The sequence below is a fragment of the Sphingobium xenophagum genome, from assembly GCF_002288285.1.
GTDB classification, from domain to species: domain Bacteria; phylum Pseudomonadota; class Alphaproteobacteria; order Sphingomonadales; family Sphingomonadaceae; genus Sphingobium; species Sphingobium xenophagum.
Window position 1 is genome coordinate 955218 of the sequence record NZ_CP022745.1, and the last position, 19837, is coordinate 975054.

Annotated in this window: 16 protein-coding genes; 9 read left to right on the plus strand and 7 right to left on the minus strand. The window is 64.5% G+C overall.

Features of this window, described 5'->3' with window-relative positions:
• Positions 1-108: 108 nt before the first annotated feature.
• On the plus strand, positions 109-1128 hold the full coding sequence (pspF, locus tag CJD35_RS04700; protein ID WP_017182973.1) for a phage shock protein operon transcriptional activator: 1020 nt from the start codon (positions 109-111) through the stop codon (positions 1126-1128).
• A 180-nt stretch (positions 1129-1308) separates the two neighbouring features.
• Here the strand turns inward: pspF and CJD35_RS04705 are convergent, their stop codons facing one another.
• Positions 1309-2187, minus strand: coding sequence for a 3-hydroxyacyl-CoA dehydrogenase NAD-binding domain-containing protein (locus tag CJD35_RS04705; protein WP_026002363.1), 879 nt, complete (start codon positions 2185-2187; stop codon positions 1309-1311).
• A gap of 169 nt (positions 2188-2356) precedes the next feature.
• Between CJD35_RS04705 and CJD35_RS04710 the strand changes: the two genes are divergently transcribed.
• From CJD35_RS04710 to pal, 6 genes are all read left to right on the plus strand, one after another.
• Positions 2357-2827, plus strand: a complete 471-nt coding sequence (locus tag CJD35_RS04710; protein WP_019053468.1) for a YbgC/FadM family acyl-CoA thioesterase — start codon at positions 2357-2359, stop codon at positions 2825-2827.
• A complete protein-coding gene (gene tolQ, locus CJD35_RS04715; protein WP_017182969.1) occupies positions 2824-3531 on the plus strand; it encodes a protein TolQ in 708 nt (235 codons plus the stop codon). The genes CJD35_RS04710 and tolQ overlap by 4 nt, the downstream gene beginning before the upstream one ends.
• 103 nt (positions 3532-3634) lie before the next feature.
• The gene (gene tolR, locus CJD35_RS04720; protein WP_017182968.1) at positions 3635-4093 is read left to right on the plus strand and encodes a protein TolR; all 459 of its coding nucleotides are present in this window, start codon (positions 3635-3637) and stop codon (positions 4091-4093) included.
• Positions 4094-4099: 6 nt separating this feature from the next.
• Complete coding sequence (locus CJD35_RS04725; RefSeq protein WP_017182967.1) at positions 4100-5068, plus strand: cell envelope integrity/translocation protein TolA; 969 nt, start codon at positions 4100-4102, stop codon at positions 5066-5068.
• Positions 5065-6399, plus strand: a complete 1335-nt coding sequence (gene tolB, locus CJD35_RS04730; protein WP_026002362.1) for a Tol-Pal system beta propeller repeat protein TolB — start codon at positions 5065-5067, stop codon at positions 6397-6399. Before CJD35_RS04725 ends, tolB begins: the two co-directional genes overlap by 4 nt.
• Positions 6400-6517: 118 nt before the next feature.
• Entirely contained in the window at positions 6518-7027 is a 510-nt protein-coding gene (gene pal, locus CJD35_RS04735; RefSeq protein WP_026002361.1) for a peptidoglycan-associated lipoprotein Pal, read from the plus strand.
• A 109-nt stretch (positions 7028-7136) separates the two neighbouring features.
• Here pal and CJD35_RS04740 read toward each other — a convergent pair whose 3' ends face one another.
• The 3 genes from CJD35_RS04740 to CJD35_RS04750 all read right to left on the minus strand — a co-directional run bounded on the left by CJD35_RS04740 (position 7137) and on the right by CJD35_RS04750 (position 11028).
• Complete coding sequence (locus CJD35_RS04740) at positions 7137-7631, minus strand: MarR family winged helix-turn-helix transcriptional regulator (protein ID WP_017182964.1); 495 nt, start codon at positions 7629-7631, stop codon at positions 7137-7139.
• Between the two features lie 100 nt (positions 7632-7731).
• Positions 7732-8034, minus strand: a complete 303-nt coding sequence (locus CJD35_RS04745; protein ID WP_026002359.1) for a hypothetical protein — start codon at positions 8032-8034, stop codon at positions 7732-7734.
• A gap of 111 nt (positions 8035-8145) precedes the next feature.
• Positions 8146-11028, minus strand: a complete 2883-nt coding sequence (locus CJD35_RS04750) for a M16 family metallopeptidase (protein WP_086485774.1) — start codon at positions 11026-11028, stop codon at positions 8146-8148.
• 333 nt (positions 11029-11361) lie between these two features.
• Between CJD35_RS04750 and clpB the strand changes: the two genes are divergently transcribed.
• Positions 11362-13941, plus strand: a complete 2580-nt coding sequence (clpB, locus tag CJD35_RS04755) for an ATP-dependent chaperone ClpB (RefSeq protein WP_095686802.1) — start codon at positions 11362-11364, stop codon at positions 13939-13941.
• 37 nt (positions 13942-13978) lie between these two features.
• Here clpB and CJD35_RS04760 read toward each other — a convergent pair whose 3' ends face one another.
• Both CJD35_RS04760 and CJD35_RS04765 read right to left on the minus strand, forming a co-directional pair.
• Positions 13979-14230 carry a hypothetical protein gene (locus CJD35_RS04760; RefSeq protein ID WP_017182960.1) on the minus strand — a complete coding sequence of 84 codons (252 nt, stop codon included), beginning with the start codon at positions 14228-14230 and terminating at the stop codon, positions 13979-13981.
• Positions 14231-14305: 75 nt separating this feature from the next.
• Complete coding sequence (locus CJD35_RS04765) at positions 14306-15586, minus strand: aspartyl/asparaginyl beta-hydroxylase domain-containing protein (protein ID WP_244917213.1); 1281 nt, start codon at positions 15584-15586, stop codon at positions 14306-14308.
• Between the two features lie 110 nt (positions 15587-15696).
• Here CJD35_RS04765 and CJD35_RS04770 point away from each other — a divergent pair, with 110 nt between their 5' ends.
• Positions 15697-16731: a hypothetical protein gene (locus tag CJD35_RS04770; protein WP_037514486.1), complete on the plus strand. Its 1035-nt coding sequence runs from the start codon at positions 15697-15699 to the stop codon at positions 16729-16731.
• A gap of 82 nt (positions 16732-16813) precedes the next feature.
• Here CJD35_RS04770 and CJD35_RS04775 read toward each other — a convergent pair whose 3' ends face one another.
• Positions 16814-19813 carry a TonB-dependent receptor domain-containing protein gene (locus tag CJD35_RS04775; protein WP_086485775.1) on the minus strand — a complete coding sequence of 1000 codons (3000 nt, stop codon included), beginning with the start codon at positions 19811-19813 and terminating at the stop codon, positions 16814-16816.
• Positions 19814-19837: the final 24 nt, after the last annotated feature.

Below are 19837 nucleotides of genomic sequence, written 5' to 3' on the forward strand. Positions count from 1 at the left end.
GTGCCAATTTCGGAAAAGCGCGGATTTGCGCCATTTTTCTGCCCTTTCCCAGGCCCGTGCCAGAATATTCCTTGCCAAAAGGTGGGAAATTTCACCATAAGTTGGGACATGGAGAAAAACACCCAATTTGTCGGCCAGTCCTTCGCCTTTCTCGACGCGGTCGAACTGGCGGGCCGCGCAGCCGAACTCAACCGCCCGGTGCTGGTGATCGGCGAGCGCGGGACCGGCAAGGAACTGATTGCCGAGCGGCTCCATCACCTCTCCCCGCGCTGGGGCGAGCCGCTGATCGTCATGAACTGCGCCGCCCTGCCCGAAACCCTTATAGAAGCCGAACTGTTCGGCCATGAACAGGGCGCGTTCACCGGCGCGAACCGCGCCCGGCCCGGCCGGTTCGAGGAAGCCGATGGCGGCACGCTGTTTCTGGACGAATTGGGTACGCTTTCAATGGCGGCGCAGGAAAGACTGCTGCGCGTGATCGAATATGGCGAAGTGACCCGGATCGGCGCGTCGAAACCGCTGCGGGTGGACGTGCGGATCGTGGCGGCGACCAATGATGATCTGCCCGCCGCCGCCGATGCCGGGCGCTTCCGCCCCGACCTGCTCGATCGGCTGAGTTTCGAAGTCATCACCCTGCCACCGCTGCGCGCACGGGAAGGCGATATTCCGGTGCTGGCCGACCATTTCGGGCGGCGCATGGCCGCCGAACTCAACTGGCCGCAATGGCCCGGCTTTTCCCCCGTCTGTGCCGCGCAACTCGAAGCCTATGGCTGGCCTGGCAATGTCCGCGAACTGCGCAATGTGGTGGAACGGGCCGTCTATCGCTGGGACGAACCGGGCAAGCCGATCGACCGCCTGACCTTCGACCCCTTCGCCTCCCCCTGGAAGCCCAAGCCACTGATGCCCGGCGCGTCCGCGCCATCGGGCGACAGCACCCCCGCGCCAGCGCCAGCCCCCGCCATCGAAACCATCAGCGACCTGAAAGCTGCCGTCGACGCGCACGAAGCCGCCATCATCCGCGCCGCGCTAGACCGCCACCGCTACAACCAGCGCGCCACTGCCAAGGGGCTGGGCCTGACCTACGACCAGCTACGCCACTGCATGAAAAAACATGGACTGGGCGCGGGATAACCTCCCCGCCCCCTCCACCGTCGTCATCCCAGCGAAAGCTGGAATCCATTCGACGCTAGGCCGGATCGTCACGCAACAGGAGCGCCGAATGGATCCTGACTTTCGTCAGGATGACGGAGAAATGGAAGACGATGCCCTGAGGAAGGCAGCCCGACTATAGCACTGCCTTCCTCACGCCCCTCACCGCGTCGGCACAGGCTCCGCGCCCGAATAGTCGTAAAATCCCCGCCCGGTCTTGCGGCCATACCAGCCCGCTTCGACATATTTGACCAGCAGCGGCGCCGGGCGATATTTGGGATCGCCCGTCGTGCTCAGGAACACGTTGAGGATTTCCAGCGCCGTATCCAGCCCGACGAAATCCAATAGCGTCAGCGGACCCATGGGATGATTGAGGCCCAGCTTGCACCCCATGTCGATGTCGACCACGCTGCCCACGCCCTCGCCCAACACGAACACCGCCTCGTTCAGCATCGGCAGCAATATGCGGTTGACGACGAAGCCCGGCGCATCGAACGCCTGCACCACCGTCTTGCCGATCCGGCCCGCAAAGCCCTCGACCGCCGCGACCGTTTCGGGCGTGGTGGCCAGGCCGCGAATGACCTCTACCAGCACCATCACCGGCACGGGGTTGAAGAAATGCACGCCGACAAAGCGCCCCGCATCCGGCGCGGCCTGCGCCAGGCGGGTGATGGGAATGGACGATGTGTTGGTCGCCAGGATCGCGTCAGCGGCCAGCAGCGGCCCGACATTGGTGAAGATCGCGCGCTTGATCTCCTCACGCTCGGTCGCCGCCTCGATCACCAGCTGCGCGTCCGCCAGCGGCGCGATTTCGCCCACCGGGGTGATCCGCGCGATCGCCTCATCCGCGTCGCTCTGGGCGATCTTGCCCTTCTCCACGCCTTTGGCGAGCAGGCGAATGATGCCGTCGCGGCCCTTTTGCGCGCGCGGCAGGTCGACGTCCGACAGGATCACCTCATACCCCGCCTGCGCCGCAACCTGCGCGATCCCCGCGCCCATCTGCCCTGCGCCGATCACACCTACCGTTTGAATATCCGTCATCCTGGCCTTCTCCCACATTCTGACTCGCGCCCACTCCCTAGCCTTCGTGCCGTCCGGGGACCAGAGGCGTGCGCGCGCCAAAAAGCACAGGCGACAAAATGCGCTACCAGCGCGAGAAACAGACGTTTCCGCCTTTGCCTGAACGGTGCGCCACGGTTAAAAGCCGCCCATGCCCGTTTCAGACCAGATGCCCATGCCGGCGACCGGACGCTTTGTCGCTGCCGTGCATCACTTCCCGCTGCGCATCTATTTTGAGGATACCGACCTGTCGGGCCTGGTCTATCACGCCAATTATCTGCGCTATATGGAGCGCGCCCGGTCCGACATGCTGCGTGCCGCCGGCATCGACCAGCGCGCCGCGCATGACAGTGGCACGGGCGTCTATGCCGTCACCGACCTCACGATCCGCTACCGCCGCCCCGCGCGCCTGGACGATGACCTGATGGTCGTCAGCCGGGTGGTGCAGGTGGGCGCGGCGACCTGCGCCATTCATCAATCAGTCATGCGCGCCGAAGAACAGTTGACCGACGCTACCATATCGGTCGCCTGGTTGACGCCGCAGGGTCGCCCGCAACGGCAACCCAAAGCCTGGACCGATATTTTCAGCCGCCTTTGCCAAGGGGAAGATTTCCACCCATGACCCTCAACCTGCCAGACGTCGCCGCGGTGGCCGACGCCGCGACCATTTCCCCGCTAGCCCTGTTTCTTCAGGCCGACATCGTCGTGAAGGGCGTGATGCTGGGCCTGTTGCTGGCCAGCATCTGGACCTGGGCGATCATCATCGGCTTTTCCGTGACGCTCCGCCGCGCCAGCAAGCATAGCAAGAGTTTCGAGCAGGATTTCTGGAAGGCGGAGGATATTGACCGCTTCTACGAAGCGCGCGGCAAGGCGGACTATCCCGCGGCCAAGGTGATGGCCGCCGGCGTCACCGAATGGCGTCGATCGACCGCGCAGAAGGTGATCGACCGCGACGGCACGCGCGACCGGCTGGCGACGACCATGTCCAGCACGATCGCGGCGGAGGTTGACCGGCTGTCCGACCGGCTCAACATATTGGCGACGGTCGGATCGGTCGCGCCCTTCGTCGGCCTGTTCGGCACCGTCTGGGGCATCATGCGCGCCTTCACCGCGATCGCGGCGGAACAGAATAGCTCGCTCGCGGTGGTCGCGCCGGGCATTGCCGAAGCGCTGTTCGCCACCGCGATCGGCCTGTTCGCGGCGATCCCGGCGGTCATCGCCTATAACCGCTTCAGCCATGGCATCAACCGCATGGAATCGCGCCTGACCCGCTTTGCCGACGGCTTCTACGCCACCCTCAGCCGCGAACTGGAGGCGCAGCGGTGATGCACCCCACACACACCGTCACCCCAGCGAAGGCTGGGGTCTCGTGCGTTTGCGCGCCAACGCCTGAGATGGCTGGCATGATGGTGAAGGGGAGCACCCGCTAATGGCCATGTCCGGCCCTCCCTCCAGCCGCCGTGGCCGTGGCCGCGCACCGATGGCGGACATCAACGTCACGCCGCTGGTCGACGTCATGCTGGTGCTGCTGATCATCTTCATGGTCACAGCGCCGCTGCTCGTGACCGGCGTGCCGGTCAACCTGCCCGAAACCCGTGCCAAGGGGCTGGATCAGGACGCCAAGCCCACCGTCGTGTCGATCGATCGCGACGGCGCGACCTATGTCGATGAAGATGCGGTAAGCGACGCTGATCTGCCCGATCGCCTGGCGGAGATCGTCGCGGCCAATGCGGGCAAGGCGGACGCGCCGCAAATCTTCCTGCGCGCCGACAAGGGGCTGGACTATGGCCGGGTCATGCGGGTGATGGCTGAACTCAACCGGGCTGGCCTGAACAAGGTGTCGCTGGTTTCCTCGCCCGATGACACGGCCAGCGACGGGACGGAATAGACAGCGATGGAGCGCACGGAGAAAATCGGCCTTGGCGTCGCGACAGCGGGGCATGTCCTGCTGTTCGGGCTGCTGTCGGTCGGCTTCCTGGCCACCCCCAACCCGTTGAAGCTCAAGACCCCGCCGATGGAAGTCTCCATGGTGGATGAGGTCGCGCTGCAATCGACCGCGCCCAAATTGTCGGCCGAACCGCCCCCGCCCAGCGTCGCGCCCGAACAGGGACCGACGCAGGACGCCGCCCCCGCGCCGGAACCAGAACCCGCGCCCGAACCGGTGCCGGTCCCGCCGAAACCCCAGCCGAAACCCACGCCTGCGCCCCCCAAGCCGCAGCCCAAAGCCGCGCCGGCAAAGCCCAAGCCCGCCCCGCCCAAGAAGGAAGTGGCCAAGGCCGCGCCCAAACCCAAGCCAGCGCCGGAAAAGCCCGCGCCCCCAAAAAAACCAGCGCCCGAAAAGCCCAAGGCCACAGCGCCATCCAAGCCCGCCGCCAAGGCATCGACCAAGCCTGCGGCCAAGACGCCCGCTCGCGCATCGGGCCAGGGCAAGGCGGACAAGCCCAAGGGATCGCTGCTGGGCGATGATTTCCTCAAGGGCATAGACACCAGCGCCGACGCGCCGCGCAAACCACCCGCGCCAGCCCCCGCCACCGCGATGGGCCCGGCGCAGAAGGCCGCGCTCGACGCCGAACTGCGCCGTCAGTTGAAACCGCACTGGCGCCCGCCGTCGGGCGCGGACGCGGACCGGCTCGTCACCCTGCTTGAGGTGCGGCTCGACAAGAGCGGCGCGGTGATCGGCACGCCGGAGGTGATCGACCAGCTTGGCGTCACCGCCAGCAACCGGCCCCAGGCCAAACTCCATGCCGAACGGGCGATTCAGGCGGTCAAGCTTGCCTCCCCCTTCCGCAACATGCCGCCCGAATTTTACGACCAATGGAAATGGCTCCGGCCACTCCGCTTTGACGCGAGGCTGAACCGATGAAACCCTCCCTTTTGCGCCGCCTGAGCGTGGCGACCGCCGCGTTACTCGCCCTCACCGCCCTGCCTGCCATGGCCCAGCTCTCGGTCGATGTGACCGGCGAGATTGACAGCAATGTGAAGGTCGCCGTCCCCCCCATGCCAGCCCAGCAGGAGGTCGACACGCCAGCCGGGTCGGCCACCGAACTTGGCCGCAAGATCGCCGAAGTCATCGCCTCGGACCTGAAAGGCTCGGGCCTGTTCGATCCGTCCGGCCCCGCTGGCCTGCCGCAAATCCCCTTTGCCGAAGTCACCTTTCCGCAATTCGACAAATGGGGCGCCTATCAGGCGCTGGTACAGGGGTTCGTCCGCACCAGCGGCGGGGAAGCCGACATCACCGTGGGCTGCTACCTCTATGACGTGGCGCTCAAGCAGGAACTGACCCGTCAGGGCTATGTCGTCGCCCCGCGCGACTGGCGCCGCGCCGCGCATAAATGCGCCGACGCCATCTATGCGCGCCTGTCGGGCGAAAGCCCCTTCTTCGACAGCCGCATCGCCTATATCGCCGAAAGCGGGCCGAAGGGCGCGCGGGTCAAGCGGCTCGCCATCATGGACAGCGACGGCGCGAACCATCGCTTCATCACCAATGGGCAGTCGATGGCGCTCACCCCGCGCTTCTCGCCCGATTATAAATCCATCCTCTATGTCAGCTATCTGGGCAGCCGGGTGCGCCTCTATATCTACGACATTGGCGCGGGCCAGCAGCGGCTGGTGACCGAAAGCAACAACCCGACCTTCGCCCCGCGCTGGTCGCCGGACGGGCGCAACATCCTCTTTTCGATGGCGATTGCCGGCAATACCGACATTTATCGCGTACCCGCCAGCGGCGGCACCCCCGTCCGCCTGACCACTTCGCCGGGCATCGACGTGGGCGGCAGCTATTCGCCCGACGGCAGCCAGATCGTGTTCGAAAGCGACCGGTCGGGCGGCCAGCAAATCTATGTCATGAACGCCGATGGCTCCAACCAGCGCCGGATCAGCCATGGCGGCGGCCGCTATGCGACGCCCGAATGGTCGCCACGCGGCGACCTTATCGCCTTCACCAAGATGGCTGGCGATTTCAAGATCGCGGTGATGACGCCCAATGGCGACAATGAGCGGATCTTGACCAATGGCTGGCAGGACGAACAGCCGACCTGGTCGCCCAATGGCCGGGTGCTGCAATTCTTCCGCACGTCGCCCGGCAAGCAGGGGACGAGCCAGGTGTGGCAGGTCGACCTGACCGGCGTGAACGAACGCCGCATCCCCACGCCTCTCAGTGGTTCCGACCCTGCCTGGGGACCATTGCTGCCCTGAAAATAGCGCGGTCCTGGCGGTCGGGATGGAACCCAATCGTCTTGACAGCGTAACGAACATCACGGACCCTGACACCGTCCCGGCGGGCGGTGCCCGGATCAACCAAAGGAGACCCCCGATGAAATTGTCTAGAACGCTGGTCATGGCTACCGCCATCATCGCGCTGGCCGCCTGCTCGAAAAAGCCGCCTGCCGAATTGCCGCCCGCGCCCGGCCCGGCCACGACCGAACCGGTCGGATCGACCGGACCCACCGGCCCGGTGAAGGGCAGCCAGGAAGATTTCGTCGCGTCGGTCTCGTCCGACCGGATTTTCTTCGGCCTCGATCAATATGATATCGATGCGGAAGATCAGGCGACGCTGCAAAGCCAGGCCGCCTGGCTGCAACAAAATCCTGCCGTGCGCGTCACGGTCGAAGGACATGCCGACGAACGCGGCACCCGCGACTATAATATCGCGCTGGGCGAACGCCGCGCTAATGCGGCGAAAAACTATCTCGCCTCGCTCGGCATCGACCCCAGCCGCATCACCACGGTCAGCTATGGCAAGGAACGCCCCGCCGCGCTCGGCTCGGACGAAGCCTCCTGGGCGCAGAACCGCCGCGCCGTGACGGTGACGATCCAATATTGATCGCCCGTCGCCCAATATGATCGAAAGGCCCGCCAGTCCCCGACCGGCGGGCCTTTTCTATTGGGCGCACGCCATCAGGACATGACAGGATAGTCGCGCCCTTCCGGCGTCACGGCCGGGCGTCGACGCCGGGATCGTCGCGGCCATCGGCCAATAGCTGCGCCAGCTTTTCTTCGGCGATGCGCAACCGCATCAACCCCAGCAGTTCAGCCCCGATCTCGATCGCCCCGTCCGGCAGGCCGCTCAGCAATTCGCCGCCCAGCCTGTCCAGCCGCGCCTGTATCTCGCCTGCCAGGGCCTTGCCCGCCGGGGTCAGCGCCACCCGGTTGGACCGTCCGTCATCGGCATCGGCCACGCGCTCGATCCAGCCCGCTTTCTGCAATTGATCCAGCGTCCGCACCAGCGACGGCGCGCTGACGTCCAGCCATTGCGCCAGTTCCGCCTGTCGCGGCGGCGCGCCTTCCATGGCCAGATGCACCAGGCACCAGCCTGCGCTGCCGGACACGCCCAGCCCCGCCAGCGCCCCGTCGGCAGCCTGCCGCCACCCCCGCGCCACCGGCCCCAGCAAATGCAACAAAGCCCGTCCGGCATCCCGCTTCTTCATGTCGATTAGTTAGCTAACTAAACACAATCGGGCAAGGTCGCTACAGGTGTTCAGCTTAGTGTCGGCTTCATGGGGTCCGGCCAGGCCGGACCCCACAGGGTCAGGCCCGCCGCGTCCCGGTAAAGGCTGAAGCCCCGAACGCGCCCAACTGCATTGTTCCGGTGATGGCGTCGCCGCTGACTTCCGCCTCGCACTCCAGCGTCATCGGCATCGGCATCGTCATTTCCATCTTCCAGGTCAGGCTGTTGCCCGCGACCTTGCCATCGACCACGTCGAGCGATCCCATCATGCCCGCAAAGGTGCCGTTAAACCGGTCACCGCTGCTGACCACGGTGAACACACCCTTCTGGTCGCCCATCGGCGTCTTGGCTACGCAGTCATAGGCGCCATCGACACTTGCCATCATCATCACTCCATCAAAGCATCATTCAACGATGCATACCCTCAAATCCCGATTGATCGCCAATCAGTCCAGACGGAACGCTTTTGCAGGCCCGTCCGCACTGAATGCCGGTCAATCGGCCAATGTTCCCACCTCGACCGGCAGGCCCACCGCGTCAAGCTGCGGCCGAACCAGTTTCGCGTCGCCGACCACGACCCAGATCAGCCCGTCGGCATTGATCGCCTCCCGCGCCGCCTTGTCGAAATCGGCGGCGGTCATCGCGCGATAGATATTGGGCAGCGTTTCGTAGAAATCGTCGGCCCGCCCGATCAGGCTGTTGCGCATCATCGCGCCCAGCAGGTCGGACGATGTCTCGAAGCTGCCGGGCAGCGACAATATCTGCCCGTTGATCGTCTGGTTGCGCTCCGCCTCGGTCGTGCCCTTGGTCGTCAGGAAATCCTTGATGTCCTGCCGCGCGGCAATGATCGATTCGCCCGTCTTGTCGGTCTGGACCGGGGCATAGACCAGCAGCGGGATTGTGTCCTTGACGCCGGGCAGCGACGTGCCCGCGCCATAGGCCCAGCCCTTCGTTTCCCGCAGGTCCATCGTCAGGCGCGACGTCGTGCTGCCGCCCAGCACTTCGTTGGCCGACTGGAGCGTGACCGGATTGTCGGTCCCCTTCTTGGCTGTCAGCACGCCCGCCAGGATCATCGACTGGGGGCTTTGCGGCTTGTCGATCAGGATGATCCGCGGCGGACGCGCCATCCGGTCCATGCGGAACAGCTTACTGCCCTTGGGCGTCGCTGGCGCCTTCCAGTCGCCAAAGCGCTTTTCCAACAGCGGCAGCAATTCAGCCAGGCTCGTGTCGCCCGTGACGAAGATCGTCGCATTGTCCGGCCGCAGCCAGCGATCGTGGAAGGCGGTCAGGTCCGCCCGCGTCACCGCCTTGACCCCGCTTTCGGTGCCCGACCCGGTGAAGGGGATGCCATAGGGATGCAGCTTGCCATAGAGCAGCGGCGGCAACATGCGCTGGGCGATCGCCGTCGGCTCGGTCTTTTCCGCCGCGATCCGGGTCAGCATCTGCCCGCGCAGCCGCTCCACCTCGCCCGGCGCAAACGCCGGATTGCGCACGACATCGGCCAGCAGCCCCAGCGATGCGTCCAGATTGGGCTTGAGCGCAAACAGGCCCACCGTCGTCCGGTCCATGCTGTTGCCCGCACTCACCGACGCGCCCAGCCGCTCCTGCTCTTCCGCGATCTCCAGGGCGCTACGCGTTGTCGTGCCTTCGTCCAGCAGCGCCGTCGTCAGCGCCGCGGTCCCCAGCTTGGCCCGGTCATCCGCCGCATTGCCCGCGTCGAACGCCACGGACACACGCACGACCGGCACCGTCGCCCGGCGCGCAAACTGCACCGCAATCCCGTTCTTCAACTTGGCATGTTCGACCGCAGGGAAATCCAGATCAGCGACCGGCTCGATCGGCGGTTCGGCAATCTTCGTGGGCGCAGGCGGCGTCGCCGCGGCCGGCGCGGGCGCAGCGGGATCGCGGAAATGGGCCGGCTTGTGGGTCGCCCCTTCCCCATGAACATTCCCCGCCAGCGCATTGTCGGCGGCCGATCGCTCGCCCGGCGCCACCGTCAGGCGGAACACTGGCCGCCCCAGCCATTTGCGCGCGGCCTCGCCCACCTGCGCTGGCGTCGCGGCGGCATAAGCGGCCAGATCCTTGCGATATTTGTCCGGGTCGTTGGAATAGACCGCCCCTTCGGCCAGCGTCACCGCCTTGCCCGAAAAGCCGCCCACCTGTTCCAGCCCCGATATCGTCCCCGCCAGCTGCCGGGTCGCGGCCCGCTGTACCTCGTCGGCGGTCGGTCCCTTGGCCAGATAGTCCGCCAGCAGCGCATCGAGCCGCTTGCCCACCGCAATCGCATCCGTCCCCGGCTTCACATCGACCGTGATCTCGGCAATGCTCAGCTTCTCAAACGGCTGGACATTGGCCTTGACGCCTACCGCCACCTTCTCGTCGCGGACCAGCGTGTTGTAGAGGCGAGAGGATGCCAGCCCGCCAAAGACCGACAGCGCCAGATCGATCGCGGGCAGGTCCGCGCCATTGACGCCCGGCACCACCCAGTTGCGATAGAGACGGGTCGCCGCGACATTGTCATGCATCACCTTCTCGACATCCTTGTCGAGCGTCGGCACGGTCGCTTCCACATCCTGCGGCGGGGGACCGGCGACGATATTGCCGAACCAGCGTTCGACCTTCTTCTTCGCGGTCGCCACGTCAATATCCCCCGCCAGCACCAGCACGGCATTGTTCGGACCATAATGCGTCTTGAACCAGGTCTGCACATCGCCCAGGCTGGCGTTGTTGAGGTCCGCCATCGACCCGATGGTCGAATGGCGATAGGGATGCCCTTCGGGCAACAGCGCGGCCAGTTGCGCATATTCGACCAGCCCATAGGGTTCATTTTCCCCCATGCGCTTTTCATTCTGAACGACCCCGCGCTGGGTATCCAGCTTCAGCTGCGTCACCGCGCCCAGCAGATGGCCCATCCGGTCGGACTCCAGGAACAGCGCCCGGTCGAGCGCCCCGGTGGGCACCGTCTCGAAATAATTGGTGCGATCGAACCAGGTCGTCCCGTTCCAGTCGGTCGCGCCAATATCTTCCAGCCGGCCGAAAAACGGCCCGTCGGCATTTTCGGAGCCATAGAACATCAGATGTTCGAACAGATGGGCAAAGCCGGTCTTGCCCGCCGGTTCGAACCGCGACCCGACATGATACCAGACGGAAACCGCGACGACCGGCGCCTTGCGATCGGTATGGACGATGACCCGCAGGCCGTTTTTCAGCGTGAACTGTTCATAGGGAATATCGACCGCAGCCACCAGGCTGGACAGCGGCGCAGGCGCGGCGCTGGTCGCACTGGTCTGCGCCACCGCCTGCGTCATCGGGGTCAGCGCCATGGCCGACAGGCCGATCAGCAGGGACAGGCGACGCGACAGGGGGGAAAGGGTCATGGACAACCTCAGAGAAAATGCAGCAGGACGAAGCGCCCGCGAAGGGCGCTAGAATAGCGGGGCGTTTTAGCAGCGCAATACGCATGACGCTGGACAGCGCGGCTGGTCGCGATAGGTTCCCGACGATCAATCGACTATAAGGGCTGTACCGACTCCGCCGCCCGCCCCTGCTCGCTTCGGTGCCTGGCCCGCGTGCATTCATTACGCCCTCGCCCGCGCGCCAGACTGATAAGGATTTGGGTGGAAATTGCGTAGTGCCTCTTGTGTGGCCTTTTGGCAACACCACATGAGCCGCAGTTTGATAAAGAGCCCAGGGCTTCAAGAAGGTAAGTCATGAACCTCGAAAAATTCACCGACCGCGCCAAAGGCTTCCTCCAGTCGGCGCAAACCGTCGCGATCCGCATGAGCCATCAGCGGATCAGCCCGGACCATCTGCTCAAGGCATTGCTGGAAGATGAGCAGGGCATGGCGTCGGGCCTGATCAAGGCCGCAGGCGGCGCGCCCGACATCGCGCTGCGTGATACCGATGCCGCATTGGCCAAGGTGCCATCGGTCTCCGGCAGCGGCGCGCAGCAAACGCCGGGCCTCGACAATGATGCCGTTCGCGTGCTGGATTTGGCCGAACAGGTCGCGACCAAGGCCGGGGACAGCTTCGTCACCGTCGAGCGACTCCTGCTCGCGCTGACGCTGGCCAGCACGACGGCTGCGGGCAAGGCGCTCGCCGCCGCCGGGGTCAAGCCCGAAGCGCTCAACGCCGCGATCAACCAGCTGCGTCAGGGCCGCAGCGCCGACACTGCCGGCGCTGAGGATCGCTATGATGCGCTCAAGAAATTCGCCCGCGACCTCACCGAAGCGGCGCGCAGCGGCAAGCTTGATCCGGTCATCGGCCGGGACGAGGAAATCCGCCGCACCATCCAGATCCTTGCCCGCCGCACCAAGAACAACCCGGTGCTGATCGGCGACCCCGGCGTCGGCAAGACCGCGATTGCCGAAGGCCTCGCGCTGCGCATCGCCAATGGCGACGTGCCCGATACGCTGAAAGATCGCACGCTGATGGCGCTCGACATGGGCAGCCTGATCGCGGGCGCCAAATATCGCGGTGAATTTGAGGAACGGTTGAAGGGCGTGCTGGACGAAGTCAAAGCCGCCGAAGGACAGATCGTCCTCTTCATCGATGAAATGCATACGCTGATCGGCGCGGGTAAATCCGAAGGCGCGATGGATGCGGGCAATCTGCTCAAGCCCGCTTTGGCGCGTGGCGAACTCCATTGCATCGGCGCGACGACGCTCGACGAATATCGCAAGCATGTCGAAAAGGACCCTGCGCTCCAGCGTCGTTTCCAGCCCGTGTTCGTCGGCGAACCCACGGTCGAGGATACCATCTCGATCCTGCGCGGCCTGAAGGAAAAATATGAACTGCACCATGGCGTGCGGATCACCGACAGCGCGCTGGTGTCTGCCGCAACGCTTTCCAACCGTTACATCACCGACCGCTTCCTGCCCGACAAGGCGATCGACCTGATGGACGAGGCCGCGTCGCGCCTGCGGATGGAAGTGGAATCCAAGCCCGAAGAGATTGAAAATCTCGACCGCCGCATCATCCAGCTCAAGATCGAGCGCGAGGCGCTCAAGAAGGAAACCGACAAGGCCTCGGCCGACCGGCTGGCGACGCTGGAAACCGATCTTGCCAATCTGGAGGAGCAATCCGCTGCGCTCACCACCCGTTGGCAGGCGGAAAAGGACAAGATCGCCGGCGAAGCGAAGATCAAGGAACAGCTAGACGCCGCCCGGCTCGAACTGGAACAGGCACAGCGCGCCGGCGACCTCGCGAAGATGAGCGAACTGTCCTACGGCACGATCCCCAGCCTCGAAAAGCGCCTGGCGGAAGCGGCGACCGCGTCCGAAGGCGCGATGCTGCGCGAGGAAGTGACCGCAGAGGATATTGCCGGGGTCGTCGCCCGCTGGACCGGGATTCCGGTCGAGCGGATGATGACCGGCGAGCGCGAGAAGCTGCTGGCGATGGAAGAAACGCTGGGCAAGCGCGTCATTGGCCAGGCCCACGCGGTCAGGGCCGTATCCACCGCCGTGCGCCGCGCCCGTGCGGGGCTACAGGACCCCAATCGCCCGCTTGGCTCCTTCCTCTTCCTTGGCCCCACGGGCGTCGGCAAGACGGAGCTGACCAAGGCGCTGGCCGGTTTCCTGTTCGACGATGAAAACGCCATGGTTCGCATCGACATGAGCGAATTCATGGAGAAACATTCGGTCGCCCGCCTGATCGGCGCGCCTCCGGGCTATGTCGGCTATGAGGAAGGCGGCGTGCTGACCGAAGCCGTCCGCCGCCGCCCCTATCAGGTCGTGCTGTTCGACGAGGTGGAAAAGGCCCATGGCGACGTGTTCAACATCCTGCTCCAGGTGCTGGACGATGGCCGGCTGACCGACGGGCAGGGTCGCACGGTCGATTTCACCAACACGATCATCGTCCTGACATCGAACCTGGGCAGCCAGTATATCGCGGCGCTGGGCGATGATGATCCGGTCGAAAAGGTCGAGGAACAGGTGATGGAGGTCGTTCGCGGCCATTTCCGCCCCGAATTCCTCAACCGCCTGGACGAGATCATCCTGTTCCATCGCCTCGGCGTCGCCCATATGGCGCCGATCGTCGATATTCAGGTCGCCCGCGTGCAGAAGCTGCTCAAGGATCGCAAGATCATGCTCGACCTGACCGACGGTGCGCGGGCATGGCTGGGACGGGTCGGCTATGACCCTGTCTATGGCGCGCGGCCCTTGAAGCGCGCAGTCCAGCGTTACCTGCAAGACCCGCTGGCCGACCTGATCCTGCGCGGCGAGGTGCCGGATGGCTCCACCGTCCGAGTGGAAGATGGCGACGGCGCGCTGGTTTTGAGCGTCGCTTGAGGCGATAGCACGGGAGGGGCAATCCCCCTCCCGTGCTTCAACCGTTGGGGTTCATCCCGGCGCGGCTGCGGGTGATGATGTCATCGGCATCCCGGTTCTGCTGCTCGGAAATCGCCCGCCATTCGGCGTTGGTCTTGCAGATGCGTTCCTTCTTCACCAGCGAACCAGTGACCTGAAACCGCTTGCACCGCACTGCATTGGGATCATTCTTGTCCAGCGGAGCCTTGTCCTGCGCCACTGCGGGCATCGCCAGAACGATCAGGCTGGACGCAATCACTGCCTTCAACATATGCACTCTAATTCTCCCAGAATGACGACAGTGCGAATCCCCTCTCTCCGAATGGGCCAGCCTCCATGTCGTCGATCAGATGCGCGACGGGACGTTATTCGTCTTGCTCGCATCAGCCGTGGCATAGAATTGCTTCAATAGTTGCTGCTCCGCAAGCGACAAATGCGGGTTCCATACGTCGAAAATCAGCACGACCCGCAAATGATCGCTGTCATTCCAGGCTTCATGATCGATCGTATCGTCAAAGCCGAAGGCGACCCCTTCTTGCCATGCCCGCGTTTCACCCCCAACGCGAAAGAAGCAGCCCTGCGGCACGATCAGTGGAAGATGAATGATCGCGCGCGTATTGGTGACGCCGGTATGCGCCGGAATCCGGCTGCGCGGCTTGAGCAGGGAAAAGAAGGCCGACGGCGCCCGCCCCGGAATGTCGGCGCGCGGCAAAGCCTCCAGCGCCGCGACGGTCTGCGGGCAGACGGCGCACACCGCTTCGTTTCGTACGCCATATTCCCACAGGAACGCCGCCCCCCAGTCCAGCGACCCGTCAAGCGCGGTCCATTTATTCTGCGGCGTCCCTGCATCCTGCCGCACATAGGGACGGATGGCGTCGCCACGCTTGTCCACCATGGCGAGAAATTCGGCGCGGATCACGTCGGTCTTTGCCTCCAGCGCGTCCATCCAGGGGAAATGCTGCCGGTCGAAATATTCGTCGGCGGGCAGGAAGGGGTAATGCAAACCCGAACAGTGATTCTGGTAGATGGTCCGGCGGCCAAACTCCCGGTCCAGGCAAGCCTGAAAGCGCCGCTGCGTCACCCCGTCCGATGCCTTCAACTGGGCCGCGACCCCCGCCTCGACAAAAGCGGCGAATTGCGCCTGATGGGCTGTAACGAAGTCCCGTGCCTGCGCCAATATGTCTGCCAATGCAGGCGGCAGGTCGGTCAGTCCCGCTGACAGCGCCAGCGCCTTGCCCCAGCTGTCTGCTGCCGCTTGCGTTTCTTCCAGCCGTTGCTGGAGTTGCGCCATGCGGATTTGCGCCATCAAATTGCGCTGGTCGATGTCGATCGCCGCCTGCAGCGCCGCCCGCTCCGCCTCCGCCACGCCAAGGCCGCGCTCTGCCGACGCCACGTTCATCCACAGCGCCGCCTCCTTGGGATCAGCCGCGGCCGCGCCACGAAAATGCACGCTGGCCGCTGCAAAATCGCGCCGGTCGAGCGCAATCATCCCCAGCAGGTTGAGCGCCTGCGGCTCCCCTGCCTGTCGCTTCAATGCGTCGCCCAGCAACTGCTCGGCCGTCGCGATGCGCCCCTGTCGCCGAGCCTCCGCCGCTTGCTGCACTAACCGACCAACAGCCCCGTCCATAAAGCCCCCAGCTTCCTGTCCATCATCGCTACCACAAGTGCGCGCAGGGGCAAGTAAGGGAAAGTCCTGCGGCTTGAATGACCCGAAAAGCCATGCGAAGGCTGGTCGTCATGAGCTCCCCCGATCCTGCGATCCGCGACATCGTGCGCGACGCCCAATGGCTGGCCCATCGCTACGATCCGGGGCATGACGCAGTCCATATGCGCTTTGTGCCACGCGCGCGGCATGGCGACATCCCCTTCCTGACCGACGAGTATCTGGGCGCGACCGACGCACCGCTCGTGCTGCGGCTGGGCGACGCCATGGAGCAGGCACCGCCTCGTGCGCCGATCCATTTCCTGTTTCATTCGGCCTATTGCTGTTCGACCTTGCTGGCCGCCGCGATGGATATTCCGGGCATCGCGATGGGTCTGAAGGAACCGGTGCTGCTCAATGACCTGATCGGCTGGCGACATCGCGGCGCAAAGGGGCCGGAGGTTGCCCGCGTGCTGGACGCAAGCCTGCACCTGCTGGCCCGCCCCTTCGGGCCAGGCGAGGCCGTGGTCGTCAAGCCCTCCAACGTCATCAATCCGCTGATCCCCGCGATCATGAGCTTGCGCCCCGATGCGCGCGCCCTCCTGCTCCATGCCCCGCTCGAACCCTATCTCGCCTCGATCGCGCGCAAAGGGATGTGGGGGCGGCTGTGGGTGCGCGATCTGTTCCAGAAGCTGGCGCGCGAAGGGATGATCGCCCCTCTGGGCATCGCCCCGTCAGACTATCTGGGACTGACCGATATTCAGGTCGCCGCCGTCGGCTGGCTGGCGCAGCAGCATCAGTTCCACACTCTGTGCGATCAACTGGGAGCGCGGGTCGCCACGCTGGACAGCGAAACGCTGGTCGCAAGGCCGACCGAGAGCCTCGCTGCATTGGCGCGGCTGTTCGGGCTGCAACTGGACGATGCGAGGGTTCGCGCAATCGCCAATGGCCCGGTCTTTGCCCGCGACGCCAAAAATGGCGCGGCCTTCACGCCCGGCCAGCGCGCCGAGGCTGCCCAGCGCGGTCTGGAGGCGCATGCCGACGAGATTGCCAAGGTGATCCATTGGGCAACGGTGATGGCCGACAATGCGGGCATTGCGCTGCACCTGCCCCGATCATTGATCGACTAACTCGCCCGCCTTGCTTTCGCCCACGAAAAAGGGGGCCGGTGTCGCCACCGGCCCCCTTTCCTTATCTTGACTGATCGAAAGATCAGAAGCGCAGCTTGGCAGCGACCGTGTAGCGGCGGCCCAGCGCGTCGTAGGTCGACGGATAGACGTTACCGCTGTTGTAGCTGGTCGAACCGATCGAGTTGCCAACCACTTTGGGCTGGTTGTCCAGCAGGTTCTGCACGGTCATGGTCAGCGTGACTTCGTCAGAGACGTGGAAGCGGCTGGTCAGGTCGAAATAATGTTCAGCCGGGATACGGTTGAAATCGACTTCCTTGCCGTTCAGCGTACCGACGAAGGCATCGCCATCCTCATATTTCACGCCGTCGATATAGCGCCACAGCAGCGACAGGTCGACCGAGTCAAACGAGAGGGTGTTGCGCACCGACCAGGAGAATTCCGGCTGGATCGAGGCGCAGTTGACGCTGTACAGACCAACGCATTCGCGGTTGAGCGACGTCGGGGTCGCCTGGAAGGTCGAGCTGTTGGTCCAGTTGCCGTTGGCGCTCAGCGCCCACTTCGCGAAACCGACATCCTTCTGATAGTTCAGCTGAACGTCGATGCCGTCCGTGGCCAGCTTGCCCAGGTTCGACAGCGTCTGCGGCAGACCGCCGACGACGGCTGCTTCACCAAACAGAGCGCCGGTGCCCGGATCGCGGCGGATGCCGGTGCAGGCCGGGTCCGAAGCGCTGGCGGCGGTGATGTTGTCGAAGCAAGCCGAAATCACGTCATCAGGCGTCGGGTTGGTGATCGCACCCGTGATCTTGATGTTGTAATAATCGACCGTCAGGCTGAAGCCCGGCAGGGCTGCTGGCTGGAGCGACACGCCCAGACCCCAGCTGTTCGACTTTTCCGGGCCGAGGGCGAGGTTACCGCCACCGGTGGAGTTCACCTGGCCAGCCGGATCGTTGATGATCGAGCCGAGCTGGGCTGCCGTTGCGCCCTGGGCGATACAGACAGCCGCCAGGTTGGCATTCTGGGTCGGCGCAGCGCCAGCGCAGGGATCGCTGTCCAGGTTGGTCAGCGTGGTGTTCACCGGAGCAAACAGTTCGGCGATGTTAGGCGCACGAACGGCACGCGAATAGTTGCCGCGGAACTTGATGCCGTCAACCGGCGTCCAGTTGCCGGCCACCTTCCAGGTGGTCGTGTTGTAACCCGAACCGCCATCGACCGAATAGTCGGAGTAGCGGATGCCCGCTTCCACAGTCAGATCCTGGAAGAAGGGCTTGTCCTGCACCAGCGGCAGAATGACTTCGCCATAGGCTTCATAGACGTCATAGCCGCCGTCGATGTTCGGTGCCGCACCACCGGCGCCGCCCAGATCGCCCGACTGCGACAGCAGATCGGATTCCTGGCTGGCGCCATATTTGCGATATTCGCCACCCAGAGCGAACGCCAGGCTGTCGGTGCCGAAGGGCGAAGCGACGCCAAAGTCACCGCTGATCGTGCCCTTGACCTGCGCCAGCGAGGTCTTGGTGGTGACCTGGCTGTTGGCCGTCAGATAGGCATTCTGCGCAGCCGTGATCGAACCATCGGGACCGAACACGTTGAGCGGGACGCAGCCATTGGTGTCGGTCAGGCAGGTCGCGGTGTTGGTCGCGAGAAGCGCCTGACGGACGCGCGAGTTCAGCCAGTAGCCCTGCTGGGTCTGGACGTTCTCCGATTCACCATAGCCACCCGACAGATCCCAGTCGATCGAGTCGGTGATGCCACCGCGCGCGCCGATGCGATAATCGAAGAAGGTGGTGGTGAAGTCGGAAATACGCGGACCCAGTTCGGTCGCACGACGCGACAAGGTCGTCGTGACGGTGCGATAGTTCGGGTCGGTCGGGCTGGTCGCGGTCGCCGCGGCGGCGCATTCAGCCGCCGAGAAGCGGGCGGTGTAGCCAACGCCAGGCGTGGTGTCGAAGGCGCAGAAGGCATTACGCTGGGCAGCCGACAGATAGGGGTTGCTGAGCGGAACCACGACCGAAATGCCGAAGGCACCCGACGGCGCGATGATCGTGCTGACGGTGTTCTTCGAGAAGATGCCCCGCGAATAGACTTCTACCGCGTCGCTGACTTCGTAGCGGCCCGCGCCGTACATGTTGAAGCGTTCAAACGGCGTCTGGAAGATGTTGAACGGGTTGAAGTTATAAGCATCGAACGCAGAGGTGCCGCGGAAAGCGCCACCAGCGGCCGTCACCTGACGGTTGCCCTGCACGGCGTTACAGGCTGGCTGTCCCGCAAGGCCGCAACCGGTCGTGATCGAATCGGCGCCGGTCGTGTTGACGTTGGTGAAACGCGACGGGGTCGACGTGCCCGAACCGCCGCCAAGGCCGGTGAAGGAATCGATCGAGACATTCGAGAACGGACGATCGCCCTGATAGACCGGGTCGGACTGCTGATAGCCAACCGAGAAAACCACATTACCGCGGCCATCATCGAAATTGGCGCCCAGCGTCACGTCGGCGCGGACATAATGACCATCGGCTTCTTCGGTCAGCTGGTTGGCGATATTCGCTTCCAGACCGGCAAAGTCGGACTTGGTCACGAAGTTGACGACACCCGAAATGGCGTCCGCACCATAAGTGGTGGAAGCGCCGCCGGTCAGCACGTCGACGCGGTCGATCAGTGCCAGCGGGATGTTGTTAAGGTCGAAACGGCCGTTCAGTTCGGCAGGCACCAGACGGTTGCCGTCGATCAGGACGATATTGCGGTTGGAACCCAGGCCGCGCAGGTTGACGAACGAAGCGCCGCCATTGCCGTTGTTGACGGCCGAACCGATGCTGGGAACGATGCCCGGAATTTCACGCAGAATTTCTTCGGCGGTGTTGTTCTGCTTCAGTTCGATCTGGTCGGCGGTGGTTGCCGTAACCGGGGTCGAACGCGCCAGATTGGGGTTCTTGATCAGCGACCCGGTAACGATGATGGTGTCGCCCATTTCGGCATCGGCAGCCTGCGGCGCGTCCTGCGCGATGGCGGCGGTCGCGATCAGCGACGCGCCCAGAATCGCGGGTGCGACGCTGGCACGCAAAAGTGCCCTTTTGGAAAATGTCTTCACGGTCCAGTCCCTTGCTCTGGAGGT

What these genes read in the sequence shown, in the direction of transcription:
- pspF (WP_017182973.1), top strand. Translation starts at nt 109, where the DNA reads ATGGAGAAAAACACCCAATTTGTCGGCCAGTCCTTCGCCTTTCTCGAC.
- CJD35_RS04705 (WP_026002363.1), bottom strand. Translation starts at nt 2,187, where the DNA reads ATGACGGATATTCAAACGGTAGGTGTGATCGGCGCAGGGCAGATGGGC.
- CJD35_RS04710 (WP_019053468.1), top strand. Translation starts at nt 2,357, where the DNA reads ATGCCCGTTTCAGACCAGATGCCCATGCCGGCGACCGGACGCTTTGTC.
- tolQ (WP_017182969.1), top strand. Translation starts at nt 2,824, where the DNA reads ATGACCCTCAACCTGCCAGACGTCGCCGCGGTGGCCGACGCCGCGACC.
- tolR (WP_017182968.1), top strand. Translation starts at nt 3,635, where the DNA reads ATGGCCATGTCCGGCCCTCCCTCCAGCCGCCGTGGCCGTGGCCGCGCA.
- CJD35_RS04725 (WP_017182967.1), top strand. Translation starts at nt 4,100, where the DNA reads ATGGAGCGCACGGAGAAAATCGGCCTTGGCGTCGCGACAGCGGGGCAT.
- tolB (WP_026002362.1), top strand. Translation starts at nt 5,065, where the DNA reads ATGAAACCCTCCCTTTTGCGCCGCCTGAGCGTGGCGACCGCCGCGTTA.
- pal (WP_026002361.1), top strand. Translation starts at nt 6,518, where the DNA reads ATGAAATTGTCTAGAACGCTGGTCATGGCTACCGCCATCATCGCGCTG.
- CJD35_RS04740 (WP_017182964.1), bottom strand. Translation starts at nt 7,631, where the DNA reads ATGAAGAAGCGGGATGCCGGACGGGCTTTGTTGCATTTGCTGGGGCCG.
- CJD35_RS04745 (WP_026002359.1), bottom strand. Translation starts at nt 8,034, where the DNA reads ATGGCAAGTGTCGATGGCGCCTATGACTGCGTAGCCAAGACGCCGATG.
- CJD35_RS04750 (WP_086485774.1), bottom strand. Translation starts at nt 11,028, where the DNA reads ATGACCCTTTCCCCCCTGTCGCGTCGCCTGTCCCTGCTGATCGGCCTG.
- clpB (WP_095686802.1), top strand. Translation starts at nt 11,362, where the DNA reads ATGAACCTCGAAAAATTCACCGACCGCGCCAAAGGCTTCCTCCAGTCG.
- CJD35_RS04760 (WP_017182960.1), bottom strand. Translation starts at nt 14,230, where the DNA reads ATGTTGAAGGCAGTGATTGCGTCCAGCCTGATCGTTCTGGCGATGCCC.
- CJD35_RS04765 (WP_244917213.1), bottom strand. Translation starts at nt 15,586, where the DNA reads ATGGACGGGGCTGTTGGTCGGTTAGTGCAGCAAGCGGCGGAGGCTCGG.
- CJD35_RS04770 (WP_037514486.1), top strand. Translation starts at nt 15,697, where the DNA reads ATGAGCTCCCCCGATCCTGCGATCCGCGACATCGTGCGCGACGCCCAA.